Raw genomic sequence first — 17,775 nt, forward strand, 5'->3', positions numbered from 1 at the left:
CCTTTCTTTAAATTAGATTCTAGTTCAGGCGAGCGCTTCTTGATAGAAAGCCTCATAGTTTCGATTGAGCGAACCCATAAACATAAGCTTGGCAGCGCTTTTTTCGACTCGAATCTGTTGGATGAAGGCCAAGGCTCCCCTGGGGATGAAGCGATCAAAATAGAGCCCCTCTTCCAGAGTGTCGAGCCATTTTCCTTTAGATATGTCGTGGAAGAGGCGCTCCCCTTCTCGGCTTGGCTGGAGAAGCTCGGCGAGCTCTTTGAGCCCGAAAGTGAGCACAGGCTCTCCTTCTAGCAAGTGGTCTAGCTTTGTGGCGAGCTCGTGGGCACAGACTTGGTAGGCAATCTTTCGAATATCTCGAATCTCTAGCCCCACCAATTCTCCCAAGAATCGCTCCATGGCTCCTGAATATTTGACGACCGCCTCACCCTCTTCAAAGCCAAGCACAAGGAATCGAGTCCCCACGCTCACCACCTCCTGAAGGAAGTTGGGCTTATAAAAGCGCAGAGCACAGAATATCCCTGTCTCCCTAGCCGACTGCTCGATCTTTTTGAGGCTCTCAAATTCGAGCATCTCAAGGGGAAGAAGTTTTTTGCGCCAGTAGTTTTTGAGGGCAAGCTCGGTGGGAATCCGACCGCTACTCACATGGGGTTGTGCCAAGGCTCCCTCTTCAACTAGGGTTTTGAAATGATTCCTAATGGTAGCCGATGAGATTTTGATATTGAGCGAGAGGCGAAGCGATTCAGAGCCGATAGGCTCTTGCTGCTTCAGGTATTCGCGAATGATCTCATCAAGTAACAGGGATTTTTTGGGTGTCATGGCACTCGCCTCGCTTTGGGAGTAGACTTCAATAAGGTAACCAAACGCAATTATAGCACAAAAAAGCGTTAAAAATTAGCACTCTTGTTAACTTATTGCTGGTTTTATTATATAACATGAGTCTATATTTGTCAAGTTTCATGATTAAAAACTCATCAGATTCTTGCGGGAAGAGGGTATGGTGTTTTGCCAAGGCTTAGGATAAAATAGCGTCTATGGATAAAAAATTAGCGCAAGAGATGGGGCGAATCTCCCTCTCCATGTTTCGGAAAAACTTCTTTGGAGTCTTTCACGGCTCGATCTCTGCCAAGCTTGGCGACAATCGATTTGTTATCAACAAAAAAGATGCGATTTTTGATGAGATCAACGAAGAATCACTCATCACCCTCTACCACTCCCGTGACTATCGCTGGCAAGAGGCGAGCATCGATTCGTTCATTCATTCCAATATCTATCAAAACATCAGCGACGCTAAATATATCGCCTACTGCTTACCGCCTTTCACGATGGCTTATGCACTACGCTTCAATAAAATTGTCCCACAGGATTACTTTGGAGCTACCCTTTTTAAGGTGATCGAGGTTTATAATCCTAGGGATTTTGAGACTTGGTATGAACGAGCGGATGTAGAGATCTATCGCCACATGAAAGAGAAGAGGGTTAAGGCGATGGTGATTCGAGGGTATGGGGTCTATCTTTTTGATCGTGACATTAATCATCTTGCCAAGACCATTGCGGTGATTGAAAATAGCTGTCGGATTCTCTATCTCTCTGCTACCCTGGGGGGCGTCCCAGGAGTGCAGAGTTGTGATCTTCCCTATACTATTTAGATGTAATTGACCAAAGAGAGCTGGTTGATTTTGCTGATCGAGGTTAACATTGCCTGATAGTTGAGGGTGAGCTGGGCGAAGTCATTGTAGGTGCTTGCAATATCGGTGTCCACGACCTCAGATCTCAGGCTCTTGGTTTGGACGATGAGCACTTCGGTGCGCTCAAGGGAATATTTGAAGGCGTTGCCTTGTGCTCCGTTTTTGGCATGGACTTTATTGACATGGTCGCTTAGGTGTTCAAATTGGGTCATGCCTCCTTGGATTCCTACGCTTCTTAGGTCGCTTGAATAGGTCCCATCAGCCACATCCCCCGCTCGATAGATTCCCTTTCTGACTGAATCGATGATGCTATCTAGTTGGGCAAAGAAATTGACATGAGGATCATCCACGGTGAGGGTGTTGTTGGAGTGGAAGGTGAGGGCGGAGCCGCTCTTGTCCATGGTTGCGGAGTAGTCATCGGTGGCAGAATCATACATCATGAAGCTCATACGAGTCTCAGAGCGGAGGAGATCTTTAATCTCGAGTTGCCCTTGGCTGTTGAGGGAGACGCCAATATTAGCTTTAGAGGCTTGGAGTAAGCCCTCGTAAGCGCTCTTTTGAATCTGCAACGTTGCACCCGTAGTTGCATCGGTATAGTCTGTGGTCGCATTGATATTGCTGTAGTTCATTGCCACCGTGATTACATCCATGAGTTGTTGATAGGTCATCTCATCAGCCCTCACTTGGGTCACTGCTGGCGGAGTGTCGTGGGGATTAAAGATGGGAAATGTATCGACACCATTGATAGTGAAGGTGGTGCCAGGAGGAACGGTATTGCTAAAATTGAGTCTCGCCTCTACATCTATTCCGTTGATATCTTTGAGTTTCATGACATAGCTATCGCCATCCAAAGAGGCACCCGCCACTGCAGATAGTTTGGTGGAGGCCGTGGCGTATTCGCTATTTGAATTAATGATTTGAGAGACATTGCTAGAGAGAGTGGAGCCGCTCTTGGTGAAGGCAACGCGATCATATTCAACCGTGTAGTCGTTACTGAAGGCTTGGACGGGATTTCCTACGCCATCCTGGGCTTGGATGTTAATGCTAAAGCTGCTCTCTCCATCATAAGGGGGTTCTCGCTGATCACTCGTGAGATTGAGGACGTTTTTGTCGGTGATATTGATTTTGCCATTACTGAATTCGACCTCAATATCACCCGTGCCGGCGAAGTTGGCTTCGATTGAATCAAGTAAGTCTTGCACAGTGGTGGTGGGGGTGATGGCAAAGTTGTAACCCGCTACAGCTGCCCCAGCTGTTCCATCGGGATTGTTGGCTGAATTCCCTCCCAAGACAAGATTGGTGACGCCTCCCCCAAGAATATCGCTAAGAAGAGAGCTTTTGCCTGCAATGGCGTTATTGCTCGTACGAAGTGTGGTGGGGAGTGTGCTCACCCGGTGGTCGTAGTAGTTATTGGTAGAGGTGATTTGAGTGGCGGTTTTATCCCCTAGATAGGGGCTTTGGATGTAGCTTTTCACTCTGGCTCCACTCTCAATCAATTCATCTAAATCATCCACGTTAGAATCGCTTGAAATCATATAGAAGTCGATATTGCTTCGTCCCGTGGTGAGGTCTTTGATCTGAATTTCTCCATATTCATTGAGGGTTACATCGACCACTTTGTTGGTGCTCGTGTTGCCAAATTCCCTGCCAATTCGATCAAGCAAATCTTGCACGGTGGCGGCACTATCTTCGTTGGTGTAGGAGGGGGAGAGGGAAAACTTGTTTTTAAATGAGGTCCCATCGGGTCGAACCCCTTGAACATAAAACCACTCATCAGGATTGTCGCTGGGATTATCGTTGTTGTCTCCAAGTAAATCTCGAAGTTTGTCAGTGCTTTTGAGATAGACCTCTTCTGGCTCTCCTGTTTTGTTAAGAGAATCCATGATATCGGGGTGGAGTTTGGATTGATTGTAGTTTTTGACGTTGGTGACGATGATGCGACTCTTATCGCTATCTTTGCCGCCAAACAGTTCAGCTCCTGTGATATTGTAACCAAGAAGGTTGTTCGAGCCAAGAAGGGCTTCTAGAGAAGAGTCGTTGCCATAATAGTTGCCATTAGAATCAAAGGGCTTGGTGGTGACGGCTGTTCCTGAGAAGATGTATTGTCCCCCGATGGAGGTGTTGGCGATAGAGAGCATGTGCTCTTTGATCGCTTGAAGGTCATTGGCAAGTGCCTCCAAAGAGGTGGCGGAGTGGATTTGGTTGGCGGCTTGATTGAGTTTGGTGGTGAAGTTGGTCATGGATTTGGAGAGCTCACTGAGCGCCGAATCGGTGTTGTCTGAAAAGCTTTTGGCGCTAGTGCTTAGCGTCTTGCTTTGGGTGAGGGTCGCCTCCTCGTAATCTAGACGCAGGGTTTGGCTATAGATGGTGCTATCTTGGTAGCCAAACTGGATTTTACGACCCGAAGACATTTGGGTAAGGAGGTCGTTGAGCTGAAGCTGGCTTGACTGCTGGTAGCGCGCGAGTGTCAGGTATTGTGAACTGTAACCAATTCTCATGATGCATCCTTTAGGGATTCTCTTTAAGGAGTTCTCTTTGATCAAGTGGCAAGCAATTTCAATTCCCTTCTTGCATCACGATTAACCTAGAGAAACCCTAGCAAACTATCGTGAAAATCGGCATTTCTTGTGGATTTTTTAAAAATAGTGTAAAATCGCCGCTTTTTACTTCAAAAGCACAAGGACAATCATGAAAAAAGCTGAATTTATCGACGCTGTAGCCCTCAAAGCAGGTCTATCCAAGAAAGATTCTGAGTTGGCACTCGATTCGATTCTAGAAGTTTTGACTGAAGCACTCGCTCAAGGCAAAAGCGTCAATTTTATTGGATTTGGTGGATTTAGCACCATTGAACGAGCGGCTCGAAAAGCTAAAGTTCCCGGAACGGATAAAGTTGTTGATGTTCCTGCGGTAAGAGCGGTGAAATTCAAAGTGGGCAAGCAACTCAAAGAGGCTGTGGCGAAGTAAGGTGGCGCAAGTTCCTTTGGAAAGCAAACTTTCCAAAGGAGACACTTGCGAGCAAGAGGGGATTTTGGGTTATCGAAGAAGCTCGATTCTCTCCTCTTTCATCTCATAGGGAATCTTGGGGGCACTAGGTGCTTTACCACTGGCTTTGCTGGCAGGATTGCCGCCTTTTCTTCCTATCTGTGAGGCGTTTGGAGCTTTAGAGATAGAGAGAATTTGACCCGTTCGGCCATCCACAAAATAGGCCGTGTTAGAGGATTGGGTTTGTGAGAAGTTTTTGAGCTGCGCATCCAAAGGGTTAAGTTTGGGGGCGGATTTGGGGACTTGTAGATAGTTGTCCGCTTGAGCTAGAGAGAGAGCCAAAAGCAGAACCAAGGCGATTCGCGTCATGTTTTAAAGTTCCTTTGAGATAGAATATTTGACACCATTATATAGTAGCTTTGATTACATTTGATTAAGGAGAGAGTGATGAAATTCATTTCGACAGACCAAGCCCCCGCAGCGATTGGACCCTATTCGCAGGCGATTGTGGTGAATGATATGATCTTCACTTCGGGGCAGATTGCCCTAAGACCTGAAGGAAGCATGGAGGAGGGAGATGTGGAGGCTCAGACGCGACAAGTGCTCACTAATCTCAAAGGAGTGTTAGAATCAGAGGGGAGCACTCTCTCTAAAGTGATTAAAACCACGGTTTTTCTAGCACACATGGAAGATTTTGCTAAGATGAATGGAGTCTATGCGGAGTTTTTTGGCGAGCACAAGCCTGCTAGAAGCACCGTGGCGGTGAAAACTCTTCCAAAGAACGCTTTGGTGGAGATTGAGTGTATTGCTTTAAAGTAAACTTAACATTGATTTTTGTATAATCCGCACTCCTAATTTCATCTGTATGCCCTGTGTGGGCGTGTAGTTTGGAGCCAAACTTCAAAACATTTTTAAGGAATAGCAATGTATGCGATCGTGAAGAATGGAGGCAAACAATACAAGGTCCAAGAAGGCGATATCGTCCTTTTTGATAAAATGAGCCTTGAGCCGAAGTCAAAAGTAGAGTTGAATGAAGTTTTAGCCCTCTGCAAAGATGACAACTTGATCCTTGGAACCCCTTTTGTTGAGGGTGCAAAGATTGAGATTGAAGTCATTAATGAAGATCGAGCGAAAAAGGTCGTCACTTTCAAAAAACGAAGAAGAAAAGACAGCAAAACCAAACGAGGCTTCCGACGAGATTTCACTCGCGTCAGAATCTTGAAGATCGCTGCGTAAGGAGAAGAAATGGCACACAAAAAAGGTCAAGGTAGTACCCAGAATAACCGCGATTCAGCGGGGCGACGCTTAGGCGTAAAAAAGTTTGGGGGTGAGTTTGTTCGCGCAGGCAACATTATCATCCGACAGCGAGGCACCAAGGTTCACCCTGGAAGCAATGTGGGCATGGGAACAGACCACACGATTTTCGCTCTTATTGATGGAATCGTGAAGTTCGAGCGCAAAGACAAAGAGCGCAAAAAAGTCTCTATCTACCCCGCTTCTTAATTTCCCTCTCTATTCTCCTCCCCTTTTAGATTTTCTAGAAGAGGGAGGCTTCTAAAAGTTTTCAACCACTTTAAGATAAAATCCCCTCAATGTTAAAACACAAAGGCAAGCTCATATATGTTTGTAGATAATGTCGATATTTATGTCTCTTCGGGCAAAGGAGGCGCGGGCGCTGTTTCTTTTAGGCGTGAAAAGTATGTGATTCAGGGGGGTCCTGATGGGGGCGATGGAGGCAAAGGGGGTGATCTCTACTTTGAAGTGAATGCTAACACCGACACCCTCTCTAAGTTCAAAGGGGCAAAGCACTATCGCGCCAAAAATGGACAGCCAGGAATGGGAAGGCGCATGAGCGGCAAGAGTGGTGAAGAGATGGTGATTGTGGTTCCTCCGGGAACGCAAGTGTTTGATTATGAGAGCAACGAGCTTCTTTTGGACCTCAAAGAGGAGGGTATGCGCGTGAAATTCCTTGAGGGGGGCAAAGGAGGGTTGGGCAACTATCACTTCAAAAACTCCGTCAATCAGCGCCCCACTTACGCCCAACCCGGAATCGCTGGAGAGGAGCGTCATGTTCGCTTGGAGCTGAAGCTCATCGCTGATGTGGGATTGGTCGGATTCCCCAATGTAGGCAAGTCAACGCTCATCTCCACCCTCTCTAACGCTAGACCTGAAGTGGCCAATTATGAGTTCACTACGCTCATTCCTGCCTTGGGTGTAGTGGATGTGGATGAGTTTAGCTCTTTTGTGATGGCCGATATTCCTGGAATCATCGGGGGTGCGAGCGAAGGAAAGGGGCTTGGTCTAGAGTTTTTGCGTCATATTGAGCGCACCAAAACACTTCTTTTTGTGATCGACCTCTCCAACTATCGAGAACCCTTGGAGCAGTTTGAGATTCTTCAAAAAGAGTTGAGCCAATTTAGCCCCGAGCTTTCGCTTCGACCCTTTGGAATCGCCCTCTCCAAAGTGGACGCCCTCTCCAAAGAGGAAGCCAATGAGAAGATCGAACTCTTTTTAAAAGGAATCGGTCTCTCCTCTTGTCAAAGCAATCAATACGCTCTGAGCGAGGCGTTGCAGAATTACATCGCTCCTTTGGAATCGTCCATCCCCGCCTTTGTTGTGCCCATCTCTTCGGCGACCCATGAAAACATCAAACCACTCAAATATCTTCTTCACGAAAGCGTGAGGAGAAGGGGATGAGGCGAATTGTCATCAAGGTCGGAAGCGCGCTTTTAAGCCGAGGGCATGAGATGGCAATGGATCGGATGGAGTCGCTCTGTCGTTTTATCGCGGAGTTGAAGCAAAAAGGCGATGAGGTGATTTTGGTCACTTCGGCCGCGGTAGCAGCGGGATACACAGCACTGGCGTTGGATAAGAGACAATTGCCCAATCGTCAGGCGCTTGCTGCCATTGGCCAGCCACTTCTCATGAATCTCTATCATCAAACGCTAGCCCCCTTGGGAATCTTGCCCGCTCAAATGCTCCTCTCTGCCTATGATTTTGATTCGCGAAAGCGAACAGAAAATGCACGCAACACGATTGAGGTGCTGCTGAGTCATGGCGTTTTGCCCATCATCAATGAGAATGACGCGGTTGCCACCAAGGAGCTTGATATGCTCGCGGTCTTTGGCGACAACGATCGACTCTCGGCTCATGTAGCGCACTATTTTAGCGCCGAGATTCTTCTGATTTTGAGTGACATTGATGGCTATTATGATAAGAATCCTTGTGAATTTCCTGATGCCAAGATCAGGCGTGTGGTCAATTTTTTGACACCCGAGGAGCTGGAGGCGGAGGTTTCACCCAATAACGCTTTTGCCACAGGGGGAATTGTCACCAAGCTTCAAGCGGCGGATTTTCTCATGAAGCGAGGGCAGAAAATGTTTCTGGCCAATGGCTTCAATCTAGGGGATGCGCGAAGCTTTCTCTTGGAGGGAATCCATTGCCAAGGGACGCTATTTGTGCAAGGAGGAGAATCGTGATTAGAGTGCTTTTCATGGGGACACCCGCCTATGCCAAAACCATCCTTGAGGCGCTTTGGTTCTCTGAGGAGGTTGAGGTAGTGGGGGTGGTCTCTCAGCCGGATAAGCCCGTAGGAAGGAGGCAGGAACTCACCCCTCCGCCCGTTAAAGAGAGCTGTTTGAGGCTTGCCCCCCATACGCCTCTTTTTCAGCCCGAAAACCTCAAAGAGGAGCGATGGGCGAAAGAGTGGAGGGCGCTAGAGCCTGATTTTATCGTGGTTGCGGCCTATGGAAAGATTCTCCCAAAAGTGATTTTAGATATCGCCCCTTGTATTAATCTGCATGCCTCGATTCTTCCTTTGTATCGTGGAGCCAGTCCAATTCATGAGTCGCTCCGAAGGGGTGATGCTTGGAGTGGTGTGAGTGCGATGAGGATGGAAGAGGGGCTAGATTGTGGCGAGGTGCTTGGTTGTAGTTTCGTGGAGATCAAAGAGGAGTGGGGTGTCTCAAGACTCTTTGAGGAGTTGGCTAATAGAGCAGCGGCTTTGACTTTGAAGGTTTTGAAGCGCTTCTCCGAGATTCGTCCCCTTCCCCAGGTGGGTGCGGATAGCTCTTACTGCAGAAAGATTCGCAAAGAAGAGGGGTTGGTGGGGTTTGTCAATGCCAAAGAGCTCTATGACCAGTTCCGCGCCTACAAGGTGTGGCCGGGAATCTTTTTGCGCTCTGAGCTCAAACTCAAAGAGATCACTCTTTTGTCTGAAACAGGGGAGCACCACATGGGTGAGATTTTGGCGATCAACAAAGAGGGAGTTGTGGTGGGCTGTAAAGAGGGCTCTCTGAGGATTCTTATGGTGCAGGCTCCCTCTAAAAAAGAGGTGGATGCGGTGAGTTATGTGAATGGCAAAAGGCTTGGGGTTGGAGATATACTCTTTTGAGGAGCTCTCCTCCACTCAGCTTTGGCTCTGTGAGCAGATACGCACCCAAAACCTCTTCCCGCCCCTAGCGGTAGTCGCCAAGCGCCAAAAAGATGGAATCGGAAGCCGAGGGAATCAATGGGAGGAGACCAAAGAGGCGCTCACCTTCTCCTTTGCCCTCCCCATCACCTCGCTCCCCAAAGACCTCCCTCTTGTCTCTTCTTCGCTTTTTTTTGGCTATCTTTTTAAAAAAGTTCTCGCTCAAAGAGGCTCAAAGGTGTGGCTCAAATGGCCTAACGACCTCTACCTTGGAGAGCGGAAAATGGGGGGCGTGATCACTTCAAAGGTGGGTGAAGTCGTCGTGGGGGGGATTGGGCTTAATCTTGATTCCTCAAACGATTCTTACGCTTTTTTGGAGTCAGAAGTGCCAAAAGATGGGCTTTTGGAGGAGTATTTGGGGGAGCTTAGCAAAGAGTGGAGATGGAAGCAAATTTTTAGTAATTACGAGATAGAATTCAAGCTTAAATCCGACTTTATTTTCCACCACGAAGGGGAGAGGGTGTCAGCTTTGGAGGCGACGCTCTGTGAGGATGGGGCACTGCTGTTTCGTGGAAAGAAAGTTTACAGCGCTAGATAAAATTCAGGACTTGGGATGCATCATGTGTGAAATTATTGCGATTGCTAACCAGAAGGGTGGCGTCGGAAAGACGACAACAGCGGTGAACTTGGCAGCCTCCTTGGCAGTGGCTGAAAAAAAAGTTTTGCTCATCGACGCCGACCCCCAGGCGAACGCCACCACGAGCCTTGGAATTCATCGAAGCGATATTGAGTTTAACATCTATCATGTGCTCATTGGCACTCGAAGACTCTCTCAAATCATCCAGAAAACTTCAATTCCAACGCTTTTTTTGGCTCCTTCAAACATCGGTTTAGTCGGAATCGAGAAGGAATTCTATAATAAAAAGCGCAACGGGCGGGAGCTAATCTTGCGAAAGAAGGTCGAGGAGGTGATGGATCAGTATGATTACATCATTATCGATTCCCCTCCCGCGCTTGGGCCTCTGACAATCAATGCCCTAGGGGCGGCGCATTCAGTGATTATTCCTATCCAGTGCGAGTTTTTTGCACTAGAGGGCTTGGCGCAACTGCTCAATACGATCAAGCTCCTTCGCCAGACGATCAACCCTACTCTTGCGATCAAGGGATTTTTGCCTACGATGTATAGCGCCCAAAACAACCTCTCTCGTCAGGTCTTTGCCGATTTAGCCCAACACTTCAATGGACAGCTTTTTAAAGATATCGAAGATTCTTCATTCATTGTGGTTCCTCGTAGCATTAAATTAGCCGAATCTCCTAGCTTTGGGAAGCCGATCATCCTCTATGATATTCGCTCCACGGGTAACACCGCCTATCAAAGTCTAGCTAGAGCGATTCTAGAGGGAGCATGATGGCGGCCAAAAAGAGTTTGGCTCTCGGTCGAGGGCTTGGGGCGATTTTGGGCGAGGTCGAAAAGGCCTATGAAAACGATTTAAACGATAACTCGGATTTGGTGGTGGAGCTTGATATTCACTCCATCAAACCCAACCCCTTCCAGCCGAGAAAACACTTCGATACCACCGCTCTTGAAGAGCTAGCCTCTTCTATCAAAGAGCATGGCTTACTGCAACCTATTTTGGTTTTTGCGGATGACGAAGAGGGCTACTCTCTCATAGCGGGAGAGCGGAGACTTCGAGCCTCTAAGCTCGCAGGATTCTCAACGATTAAAGCAATTATTGTAGATATCAAGACGGAGAGGTTGCGCGAAGTTGCTCTGATCGAAAATATTCAGCGTGAGGATCTCAATCCCATTGATCTAGCTCAAAGCTACAAGGAGTTGATTGAAGATTATGGAATCACGCACGAAGAGCTTGCAAAGAAAATTTCCAAGAGTCGCACGCAAATCACCAACACCTTGAGGCTTCTTACTCTCTCTTTGGAAGTGCAGGAGCAGCTTTTAGAGGGTAAGATCACCCAGGGACACGCTAAGGTTCTTGTGGGGCTTGCTTCTGAAGAGCAAAAGGTAGCCCTTGATTCAATTATCGGGCAGCGATTGAGTGTTCGTGAGACCGAATCGCTCATCAAGAATCTCAAAGAGACTCCTCGTCCCTCTAGCCACCCTTCTAGAACCCCCTCTAATCCCTTGGTCTCCCAATCTTCTCAATCGTTACTGGAACTGGTTATGCTAATGAAGCAAAAAGGCTTCAAAGCCTCGCTAAAGGGGACAAAAATTGTCTTGGATTTTGAAGGAGAAGAGGAGGTTAAAAGGTTAATCAAATCTTTATCAAGTCTTAGTTTTTAAGTAAAAGCACCAATTATGCGTGATAGAATCTAGCAAACCAAAAGGAGTGTTGATGAGCTTAAGCGTTAATCCGTTACTGATGCTTTTAGTGCTGGTCATTTTTTTGACATCAGCCTATCTGCTCAATCGATGGCTTTTTAAGCCATTGTTGACGTTCATGGATAATCGAAGCACCTCTATTAAGAGTGATCTTCAAAATATTCAAAGCAACAGCAGTGAGGTGGCCTCTTTGAATGCTGAGGCAGACAAGGTATTATCTCAGGCAAAAGCTGAGGCAAACCTTATTCGCGAAAAGGCCTTGGAGAGCGCCAGAGCTGTGGCTGAACAAAAAATTTCCACAAAAAGGGATGAACTCGAGAAGAAGAAGCGAGAGTTTATGGTGGGACTTGAAGAGGAGGGGGTGATGCTAAGAAATTCTTTGCTTTCTCAAATGCCTCTTTATCGCGAGAGTCTCAAAGCTAAATTGAGCCAGTTATAAAGAGAAGGAGAGAATAGGTGAAAGGGAAATATTTCATTCCATGTCTTCTTCTGCCCACGATGATGTTGGCATCGGGCGGTGGAGGCGAGACGGATATTGTTGAGCGGACGATCAACTTCGTCATCTTTATAGCCATCTTCTACTACCTCGCGGCGGATAAAATCAAAGCCATCTTTGTGGCTCGACAAGAATCCATTGCGGCCGAATTAGAGAAGGTTCAAGAGAAGCTCAAGGAGTCTAAAAAGGCCAAAGAGCAAGCCCAAAAGCGCTTTGAAGAGTCAAAAAGAATGGCTGAAGATGTGATTTTGACTGCTAAAAAAGAGGTGGTCCTTTTGACACAAAAAGTCGAGGACAGCACCAAGGGTGATATTGAAAATTTGATTCGCCAATACAACGATTCCATGGAGTTTGAAAAGCGAAAAGCAGAGAGAGCAATCATCGATGAAATCTTGGCGGAACTCTTTGAGAGCGATGCAACTAAGCTTGATAAATCGGCTTACAGCGAGATTCTATTGAAGAAGGTGGCCTAATGAGAGAGTTGGTGGCTAAGCGATACGCTAAAGCATTGGTTGAAGCGTTGGGTGAAGATAGATTGGCTTCTACGCTGGAGTGGCTTAAAGGAAGCGAGAGTGCCTTTGGAACTGAAGCGTTTCAAGAGATGCTCGCCTCTCCCCAGATCTCCAAAACACTCAAAGGTCAGGTAGTGCTTGATGTCTTGGGGGATGGGGAAGCGAAGCTTCTCAACTTCATCAAGGTGTTGGCGGACAAAAATCGCCTTGAGTTGATTCCTGATGTTTGCAAAGAGCTTGAAAAATCTATAGCTGCGACGCGCAATGAGTATGTTGCCGTCCTCACGACTCAAGAGGCCTTTGATGATAAGACTCTTAAGGCGATTGAAGAGACATTGGCCAAAAAACTTCAAGCCAAACTGGTTCTCTCTCAAAAAAGAGAAGAGTTTGAAGGGGTTAAGTTGGTGGTCGAAGATTTGGGCGTGGAGGTCTCTTTCTCAAGAGAACGATTCATTAACGATCTAAAAAATCATATTCTAAAAGCATTTTAATTTAAGAAAGGAGAAGTAGTGGTAGCAAAGATGCAAGCAGATGAAATCAGCTCGATCATCAAAGAGAGAATTGATAATTTTGAGCTAGATGTAAATGTGGCAGAGACGGGCAAGGTCATGGCTTTTGCTGATGGAGTTGCAAAGGTTTATGGTCTAAAAAATGTCATGTCTTATGAGATGGTGGAGTTTGATACAGGAGATAGAGGTTTGGCCTCTAACCTTGAAGAGAGTAGCGTGGGCGTGGTTGTCCTTGGTGCGGGCAAAAACATCAAAGAGGGCACTTCAGTCAAGCGACTAGGTAAATTGATGAAAGTTCCTGCGGGTGATGCGCTCATGGGAAGAGTTGTCAATGGTATGGGTGAGCCCGTAGATGGCAAGGGAGCGATTGAGACAACCGAGTATCGATTTGTCGAAGAGAAAGCCCCTGGAATCATGCAACGAAAATCCGTTCATGAGCCTCTTCAAACAGGTCTTAAAGCTATTGACGCACTTGTTCCTATTGGCCGAGGTCAGCGAGAGCTTATTATTGGTGACCGCCAAACAGGAAAGACTACAGTCGCAATCGACACCATCATCAACCAAAAGGGTCAAGATGTGGTTTGTATCTATGTGGCGATTGGTCAAAAAGAATCAACCGTTGCACAGGTAGTTCGAAAGCTTGAAGAGCATGGTGCGATGGAGTACACTATCATTGTCAATGCTCCCGCTTCTGATTCAGCAGCGATGCAGTTCCTTGCTCCCTATACTGGCGTGACAATGGGTGAATACTTCCGAGATAATGCACGCCATGCCCTCATTATCTATGATGACTTGAGTAAGCATGCGGTCGCTTATCGAGAGATGTCTCTAATCCTTCGAAGACCTCCTGGTCGAGAAGCATTCCCTGGAGATGTCTTTTATCTACACTCCCGACTTCTTGAGCGAGCGGCCAAAGTGAGCGATGAACTGGGCGCAGGTTCTCTAACCGCCCTTCCTATCATTGAAACACAAGCAGGCGACGTAGCGGCCTATATTCCTACCAATGTTATCTCCATCACCGATGGTCAGATTTTCCTTGAAACCGACCTCTTTAACTCAGGCGTTCGACCTGCGATTAACGTGGGTCTCTCTGTTTCTAGGGTTGGAGGAGCGGCTCAAATCAAGGCTACCAAGCAGGTGGCGGGAACTTTGAGACTTGATTTGGCTCAGTATCGAGAGCTTCAAGCGTTTGCTCAATTTGCTTCTGATCTTGACGAATCAAGCCGAAAACAGCTTGAGCGTGGACAGAGAATGGTTGAAATCCTTAAGCAACCTCCCTATGCGCCTCTTCCTATTGAGCGACAAGTGGTGGTCATTTTCGCTGGAGCCAAGGGATATATGGATGATATCTCTGTGACCAAAATCACCAAATTTGAAGCAGAGCTCTATCCTTTTATCGAGGCTAAATACCCACAAATTTTTGAAGACATTCGAACCAAAAAGATGATCGATAAAGAAACCGAAGAGACATTATCAAAGGCGCTAGAAGAGTTCAAAACCGTATTTGTGGCATAACCCTAAGGACCTAATATGGGAAGTAACCTAAAAGAGATCAGAAAAAAGATCACGAGCGTCAAAAACACTCAAAAAACCACCAAAGCGATGAAGCTCGTCTCCACCTCCAAGCTTAAAAAAGCTGAGGAGATGGCGAAACGCTCTAGAGTTTACGCGGAAAGAATCACCGCTGTATTCCAAGAGATCAAGGCGAAGATCGAGCAAAATGGTTTCAGCGGTCTAGAGAGCCCCTATTTTACAGCAGGCGAAGATCGAGAAGTCAAGATGGTGGATATTGTTTTTGTGACAGCAGACAAAGGGCTTTGTGGAGGTTTTAACTCAACCACTATCAAAGAGGTCACTCGCCTGATGGCAGAGTATAAAAGCCAAAATGTCAAGGTTCGACTTAGAGCGATTGGCAAGAAGGGGATCAGCTTCTTTGGCTTCAATGAAGTGGAACTTCTTGACAAGGTGAGCGATCTGAGTGCCACTCCTGATTATGAGAGGGCGGCAGAGTTTGTCAATAAGGCGACTACAGATTTTATCAATGGCGTGACAGACAAGGTGATTTTGGTGCACAATGGCTTTAAGAACATGATCTCTCAAGAGCTCAAAGTTCAAGATCTACTTCCAATCAAAGCAGACGCCATTGAGGCCAAAGAGAGCTTGGGAATGATGGAAGTGGAGCCTAGCGAGCAAGAGAGAGAGATTTTAGATCAGCTAGCCAAGAAGTATATTGAATTCAATATGTATTATGCGCTCATCGATTCTCTAGCAGCAGAGCACAGTGCGAGGATGCAGGCGATGGATGCGGCGAGCAATAACGCGGGTGAACTCGTCAAGAGTTTGACCATTGCTTATAATAAAGCCCGACAAGAGGCAATCACGACAGAGTTGGTAGAGATCAATACCGGCGTCGAGTCAATGAAATAAATTAAGGAGTAGACTGAATGGAAGGAAGAATAACCCAGGTTATGGGTCCTGTCGTTGATGTCGATTTCGATTCGTATCTTCCCGCGATCAATGAGGCGCTGGATGTCAATTACGATATCGAAGGACATCCCAAGAAGTTGGTGTTGGAAGTGGCGGCACATATTGGTGATAGCCGTGTGAGAACCATCGCTATGGATATGACAGAGGGCTTGACGCGAGGAACTAAAGTGGTTGCTCGAGGAAAATCCATCGAGGTTCCCGTAGGCGAGCAGGTTCTTGGAAGAATCTTCAACGTAGTGGGCGATGTGATTGATGGGGGCGATGAGCTCAAAGAGCCTGTGAAGTGGTCGATTCACCGAACAGCTCCTACATTTGAAAACCAAAGCACCAAAACAGAGATGTTTGAAACAGGGATCAAAGTGGTTGACCTTTTGGCTCCTTACTCCAAGGGTGGTAAAGTTGGACTCTTTGGGGGTGCGGGCGTTGGCAAGACCGTTGTTATTATGGAACTTATTCACAACGTTGCTTTCAAACACAGCGGTTACTCCGTATTTGCGGGTGTAGGCGAGCGAACCCGTGAGGGGAATGACCTCTATCACGAGATGAAAGAATCGGGTGTTTTGGATAAAGTTGCCCTATGCTATGGACAGATGAACGAGCCCCCCGGCGCAAGAAACCGAATCGCCTTCACGGGCTTGACTATGGCGGAATATTTCCGAGATGAGAAGGGATTGGATGTTTTGATGTTTATTGATAACATCTTCCGATACGCTCAATCAGGGGCTGAGATGTCAGCGCTTCTTGGGCGAATTCCTTCAGCGGTTGGTTATCAGCCTACATTGGCTAGCGAGATGGGCAAGCTCCAAGAGCGAATCACCTCCACCAAAAAGGGATCTATCACCTCTGTTCAAGCGGTTTATGTTCCCGCGGATGACCTTACAGACCCTGCGCCTGCATCGGTGTTTGCCCACCTTGATGCAACTACGGTTTTGAACCGAAAGATCGCTGAGAAAGGAATCTACCCTGCGGTTGACCCTCTTGATTCAACCTCAAGAATCCTTGATCCTCAAGTAGTTGGTGAAGATCACTACAAGACCGCCACAGGCGTTCAGCAAGTGCTTCAAAAATACAAAGACCTCCAAGATATCATCGCGATTCTTGGTATGGATGAGCTTTCTGAAGAGGATAAGCGAGTGGTTGAGCGAGCACGAAGAATTGAGAAATTCCTCTCTCAACCCTTCTTCGTTGCGGAAGTGTTCACTGGAAGCCCTGGCAAATATGTGACGCTTCAAGAGACCCTAGAGGGCTTCAAAGGAATCTTGGAAGGCAAGTATGACCAGATTCCTGAGAACGCTTTCTATATGGTGGGTGGAATCGACGAAGTCTTGGAGAAGGCCGAGCGGCTCAAAGCTAACGCTTAATTAATAGGAGCGTTGATGGAACTACTAAAACTAAACATCGTGACCCCTCAAGGAAGCATCTTCTCTGGAGATGTGAAGAGTGTCACGTTGCCTGGAGCTGAGGGAGAATTTGGCGTTCTTCCTGGCCATGCCGATCTGCTCTCGCTTCTAAATGCGGGTGCGATTGAGTTTGAAAAGAGCAATGGCAAAACCGAGCTTGTCGCCGTGAACTGGGGGCAGGTGAAGGTGGATGCTGTGAGTGTTGATGTGTTGGCCGATGGCGCCATAGCCATCGGAGGCGATAGCGAGAGCGAAGTGGCAATGGCCATCGCAAACGCTAGGACACTTCTAGAAGAGGCGACCGACAACAATGTAGCCATTTCATCGGTTGTCTCCAGAATCGAATCGGCGGCGAAAAATTCACTGTGAAATCCCTTGATTCTTTGTTCAACTACCTCGCGGATAGCGGGGTGGTGACCCACCTTGTGTTGGGTTGGCTCTCCATCTACTTTATCACTACAGTTTGGGTCTTTATCTACCGTTATCTTACCCTTAGCAACTACATCACCCGCGAGAAAAACTCTCTTGAGATTCTTTTCATGGGGCAATCTAATCTTCCTCGCATCTCTATGCTTAGCTCTTGTATCAAGAAAAAGGGCAAAGTGAGCCGTGAGATATTAGAAGTCTGTAAGCACAAAGCGCTAAGAGAGGCAACGATTGGCTTAACGATCCTAAGCATTATTGCTTCAACTGCTCCTTTTATCGGTCTTTTTGGAACCGTTGTGGAGATTCTTGAAGCCTTTTCTAAATTAGGCGGAGGAGCGCGAGCCTCCTTGGATGTGATCGCCCCCGTCATCTCTAAAGCCCTCGTGGCAACAGCCGCAGGCATCTTGACTGCGATTCCTGCTTACTCCTTCCATCTCTTTTTAAAGCGCAAAGCTTTTGAGCTCTCCTCCTATTTGCAAATGCAGATGGAGCTTCTGCTCTCTGATTCAAGCCTAGAGGAGTGATC

Annotated in this window: 22 protein-coding genes; 19 read left to right on the top strand and 3 right to left on the bottom strand. The window is 47.1% G+C overall.

The features are described from left to right. Positions 1–24 precede the first annotated feature (24 nt). Complete coding sequence (locus tag WS_RS02445; RefSeq protein ID WP_011138434.1) at positions 25–819, bottom strand: HrcA family transcriptional regulator; 795 nt, start codon at positions 817–819, stop codon at positions 25–27. 215 nt (positions 820–1,034) lie between these two features. On the opposite strand from WS_RS02445, the gene WS_RS02450 reads away from it, so the two are divergent. After that, positions 1,035–1,649, top strand: coding sequence for a class II aldolase and adducin N-terminal domain-containing protein (locus WS_RS02450; protein ID WP_011138435.1), 615 nt, complete (start codon positions 1,035–1,037; stop codon positions 1,647–1,649). Here WS_RS02450 and flgL read toward each other — a convergent pair. Next, positions 1,646–4,186, bottom strand: coding sequence for a flagellar hook-associated protein FlgL (flgL, locus tag WS_RS02455; protein ID WP_011138436.1), 2,541 nt, complete (start codon positions 4,184–4,186; stop codon positions 1,646–1,648). The genes WS_RS02450 and flgL overlap by 4 nt on opposite strands. Before the next feature lie 190 nt (positions 4,187–4,376). On the opposite strand from flgL, the gene WS_RS02460 reads away from it, so the two are divergent. Beyond that, the gene (locus WS_RS02460; protein ID WP_011138437.1) at positions 4,377–4,652 is read left to right on the top strand and encodes an HU family DNA-binding protein; all 276 of its coding nucleotides are present in this window, start codon (positions 4,377–4,379) and stop codon (positions 4,650–4,652) included. A gap of 69 nt (positions 4,653–4,721) precedes the next feature. Here WS_RS02460 and WS_RS02465 read toward each other — a convergent pair whose 3' ends face one another. Then, a complete protein-coding gene (locus WS_RS02465; RefSeq protein ID WP_011138438.1) occupies positions 4,722–5,039 on the bottom strand; it encodes a hypothetical protein in 318 nt (105 codons plus the stop codon). A 78-nt stretch (positions 5,040–5,117) separates the two neighbouring features. On the opposite strand from WS_RS02465, the gene WS_RS02470 reads away from it, so the two are divergent. The 17 genes from WS_RS02470 to WS_RS02550 all read left to right on the top strand — a co-directional run bounded on the left by WS_RS02470 (position 5,118) and on the right by WS_RS02550 (position 17,773). Beyond that, complete coding sequence (locus WS_RS02470) at positions 5,118–5,489, top strand: RidA family protein (RefSeq protein ID WP_011138439.1); 372 nt, start codon at positions 5,118–5,120, stop codon at positions 5,487–5,489. Between the two features lie 105 nt (positions 5,490–5,594). Beyond that, a complete protein-coding gene (rplU, locus tag WS_RS02475) occupies positions 5,595–5,906 on the top strand; it encodes a 50S ribosomal protein L21 (protein ID WP_011138440.1) in 312 nt (103 codons plus the stop codon). A gap of 9 nt (positions 5,907–5,915) precedes the next feature. After that, positions 5,916–6,173, top strand: coding sequence for a 50S ribosomal protein L27 (gene rpmA / locus WS_RS02480; RefSeq protein ID WP_011138441.1), 258 nt, complete (start codon positions 5,916–5,918; stop codon positions 6,171–6,173). A gap of 117 nt (positions 6,174–6,290) precedes the next feature. Beyond that, a complete protein-coding gene (gene obgE, locus WS_RS02485; protein ID WP_011138442.1) occupies positions 6,291–7,367 on the top strand; it encodes a GTPase ObgE in 1,077 nt (358 codons plus the stop codon). Then, on the top strand, positions 7,364–8,149 hold the full coding sequence (gene proB / locus WS_RS02490; protein WP_011138443.1) for a glutamate 5-kinase: 786 nt from the start codon (positions 7,364–7,366) through the stop codon (positions 8,147–8,149). The genes obgE and proB overlap by 4 nt, the downstream gene beginning before the upstream one ends. Beyond that, on the top strand, positions 8,146–9,063 hold the full coding sequence (gene fmt, locus WS_RS02495; protein WP_011138444.1) for a methionyl-tRNA formyltransferase: 918 nt from the start codon (positions 8,146–8,148) through the stop codon (positions 9,061–9,063). Before proB ends, fmt begins: the two co-directional genes overlap by 4 nt. Next, a complete protein-coding gene (locus WS_RS02500) occupies positions 9,044–9,679 on the top strand; it encodes a biotin--[acetyl-CoA-carboxylase] ligase (RefSeq protein ID WP_041571704.1) in 636 nt (211 codons plus the stop codon). The genes fmt and WS_RS02500 overlap by 20 nt, the downstream gene beginning before the upstream one ends. Positions 9,680–9,701: 22 nt before the next feature. Continuing rightward, entirely contained in the window at positions 9,702–10,490 is a 789-nt protein-coding gene (locus tag WS_RS02505; protein WP_011138446.1) for a ParA family protein, read from the top strand. Then, the gene (locus WS_RS02510; RefSeq protein ID WP_011138447.1) at positions 10,487–11,380 is read left to right on the top strand and encodes a ParB/RepB/Spo0J family partition protein; all 894 of its coding nucleotides are present in this window, start codon (positions 10,487–10,489) and stop codon (positions 11,378–11,380) included. The genes WS_RS02505 and WS_RS02510 overlap by 4 nt, the downstream gene beginning before the upstream one ends. A 52-nt stretch (positions 11,381–11,432) precedes the next feature. After that, the gene (locus tag WS_RS02515; RefSeq protein ID WP_011138448.1) at positions 11,433–11,858 is read left to right on the top strand and encodes a FoF1 ATP synthase subunit B'; all 426 of its coding nucleotides are present in this window, start codon (positions 11,433–11,435) and stop codon (positions 11,856–11,858) included. Positions 11,859–11,875: 17 nt separating this feature from the next. After that, the gene (locus WS_RS02520; RefSeq protein ID WP_011138449.1) at positions 11,876–12,388 is read left to right on the top strand and encodes a F0F1 ATP synthase subunit B; all 513 of its coding nucleotides are present in this window, start codon (positions 11,876–11,878) and stop codon (positions 12,386–12,388) included. Then, entirely contained in the window at positions 12,388–12,918 is a 531-nt protein-coding gene (locus tag WS_RS02525) for a F0F1 ATP synthase subunit delta (protein WP_011138450.1), read from the top strand. The genes WS_RS02520 and WS_RS02525 overlap by 1 nt, the downstream gene beginning before the upstream one ends. Positions 12,919–12,948: 30 nt before the next feature. Beyond that, positions 12,949–14,451: a F0F1 ATP synthase subunit alpha gene (gene atpA / locus WS_RS02530; RefSeq protein ID WP_011138451.1), complete on the top strand. Its 1,503-nt coding sequence runs from the start codon at positions 12,949–12,951 to the stop codon at positions 14,449–14,451. Between the two features lie 15 nt (positions 14,452–14,466). Further along, entirely contained in the window at positions 14,467–15,363 is an 897-nt protein-coding gene (gene atpG / locus WS_RS02535; protein ID WP_011138452.1) for an ATP synthase F1 subunit gamma, read from the top strand. A 17-nt stretch (positions 15,364–15,380) separates the two neighbouring features. Beyond that, entirely contained in the window at positions 15,381–16,784 is a 1,404-nt protein-coding gene (gene atpD, locus WS_RS02540; protein WP_011138453.1) for a F0F1 ATP synthase subunit beta, read from the top strand. 15 nt (positions 16,785–16,799) lie between these two features. Further along, the gene (gene atpC / locus WS_RS02545) at positions 16,800–17,192 is read left to right on the top strand and encodes an ATP synthase F1 subunit epsilon (RefSeq protein WP_041571707.1); all 393 of its coding nucleotides are present in this window, start codon (positions 16,800–16,802) and stop codon (positions 17,190–17,192) included. Next, entirely contained in the window at positions 17,189–17,773 is a 585-nt protein-coding gene (locus WS_RS02550) for a MotA/TolQ/ExbB proton channel family protein (RefSeq protein ID WP_011138455.1), read from the top strand. The genes atpC and WS_RS02550 overlap by 4 nt, the downstream gene beginning before the upstream one ends. Positions 17,774–17,775: the final 2 nt, after the last annotated feature.

This window comes from Wolinella succinogenes DSM 1740 (assembly GCF_000196135.1).
GTDB classification, from domain to species: Bacteria; Campylobacterota; Campylobacteria; order Campylobacterales; family Helicobacteraceae; genus Wolinella; species Wolinella succinogenes.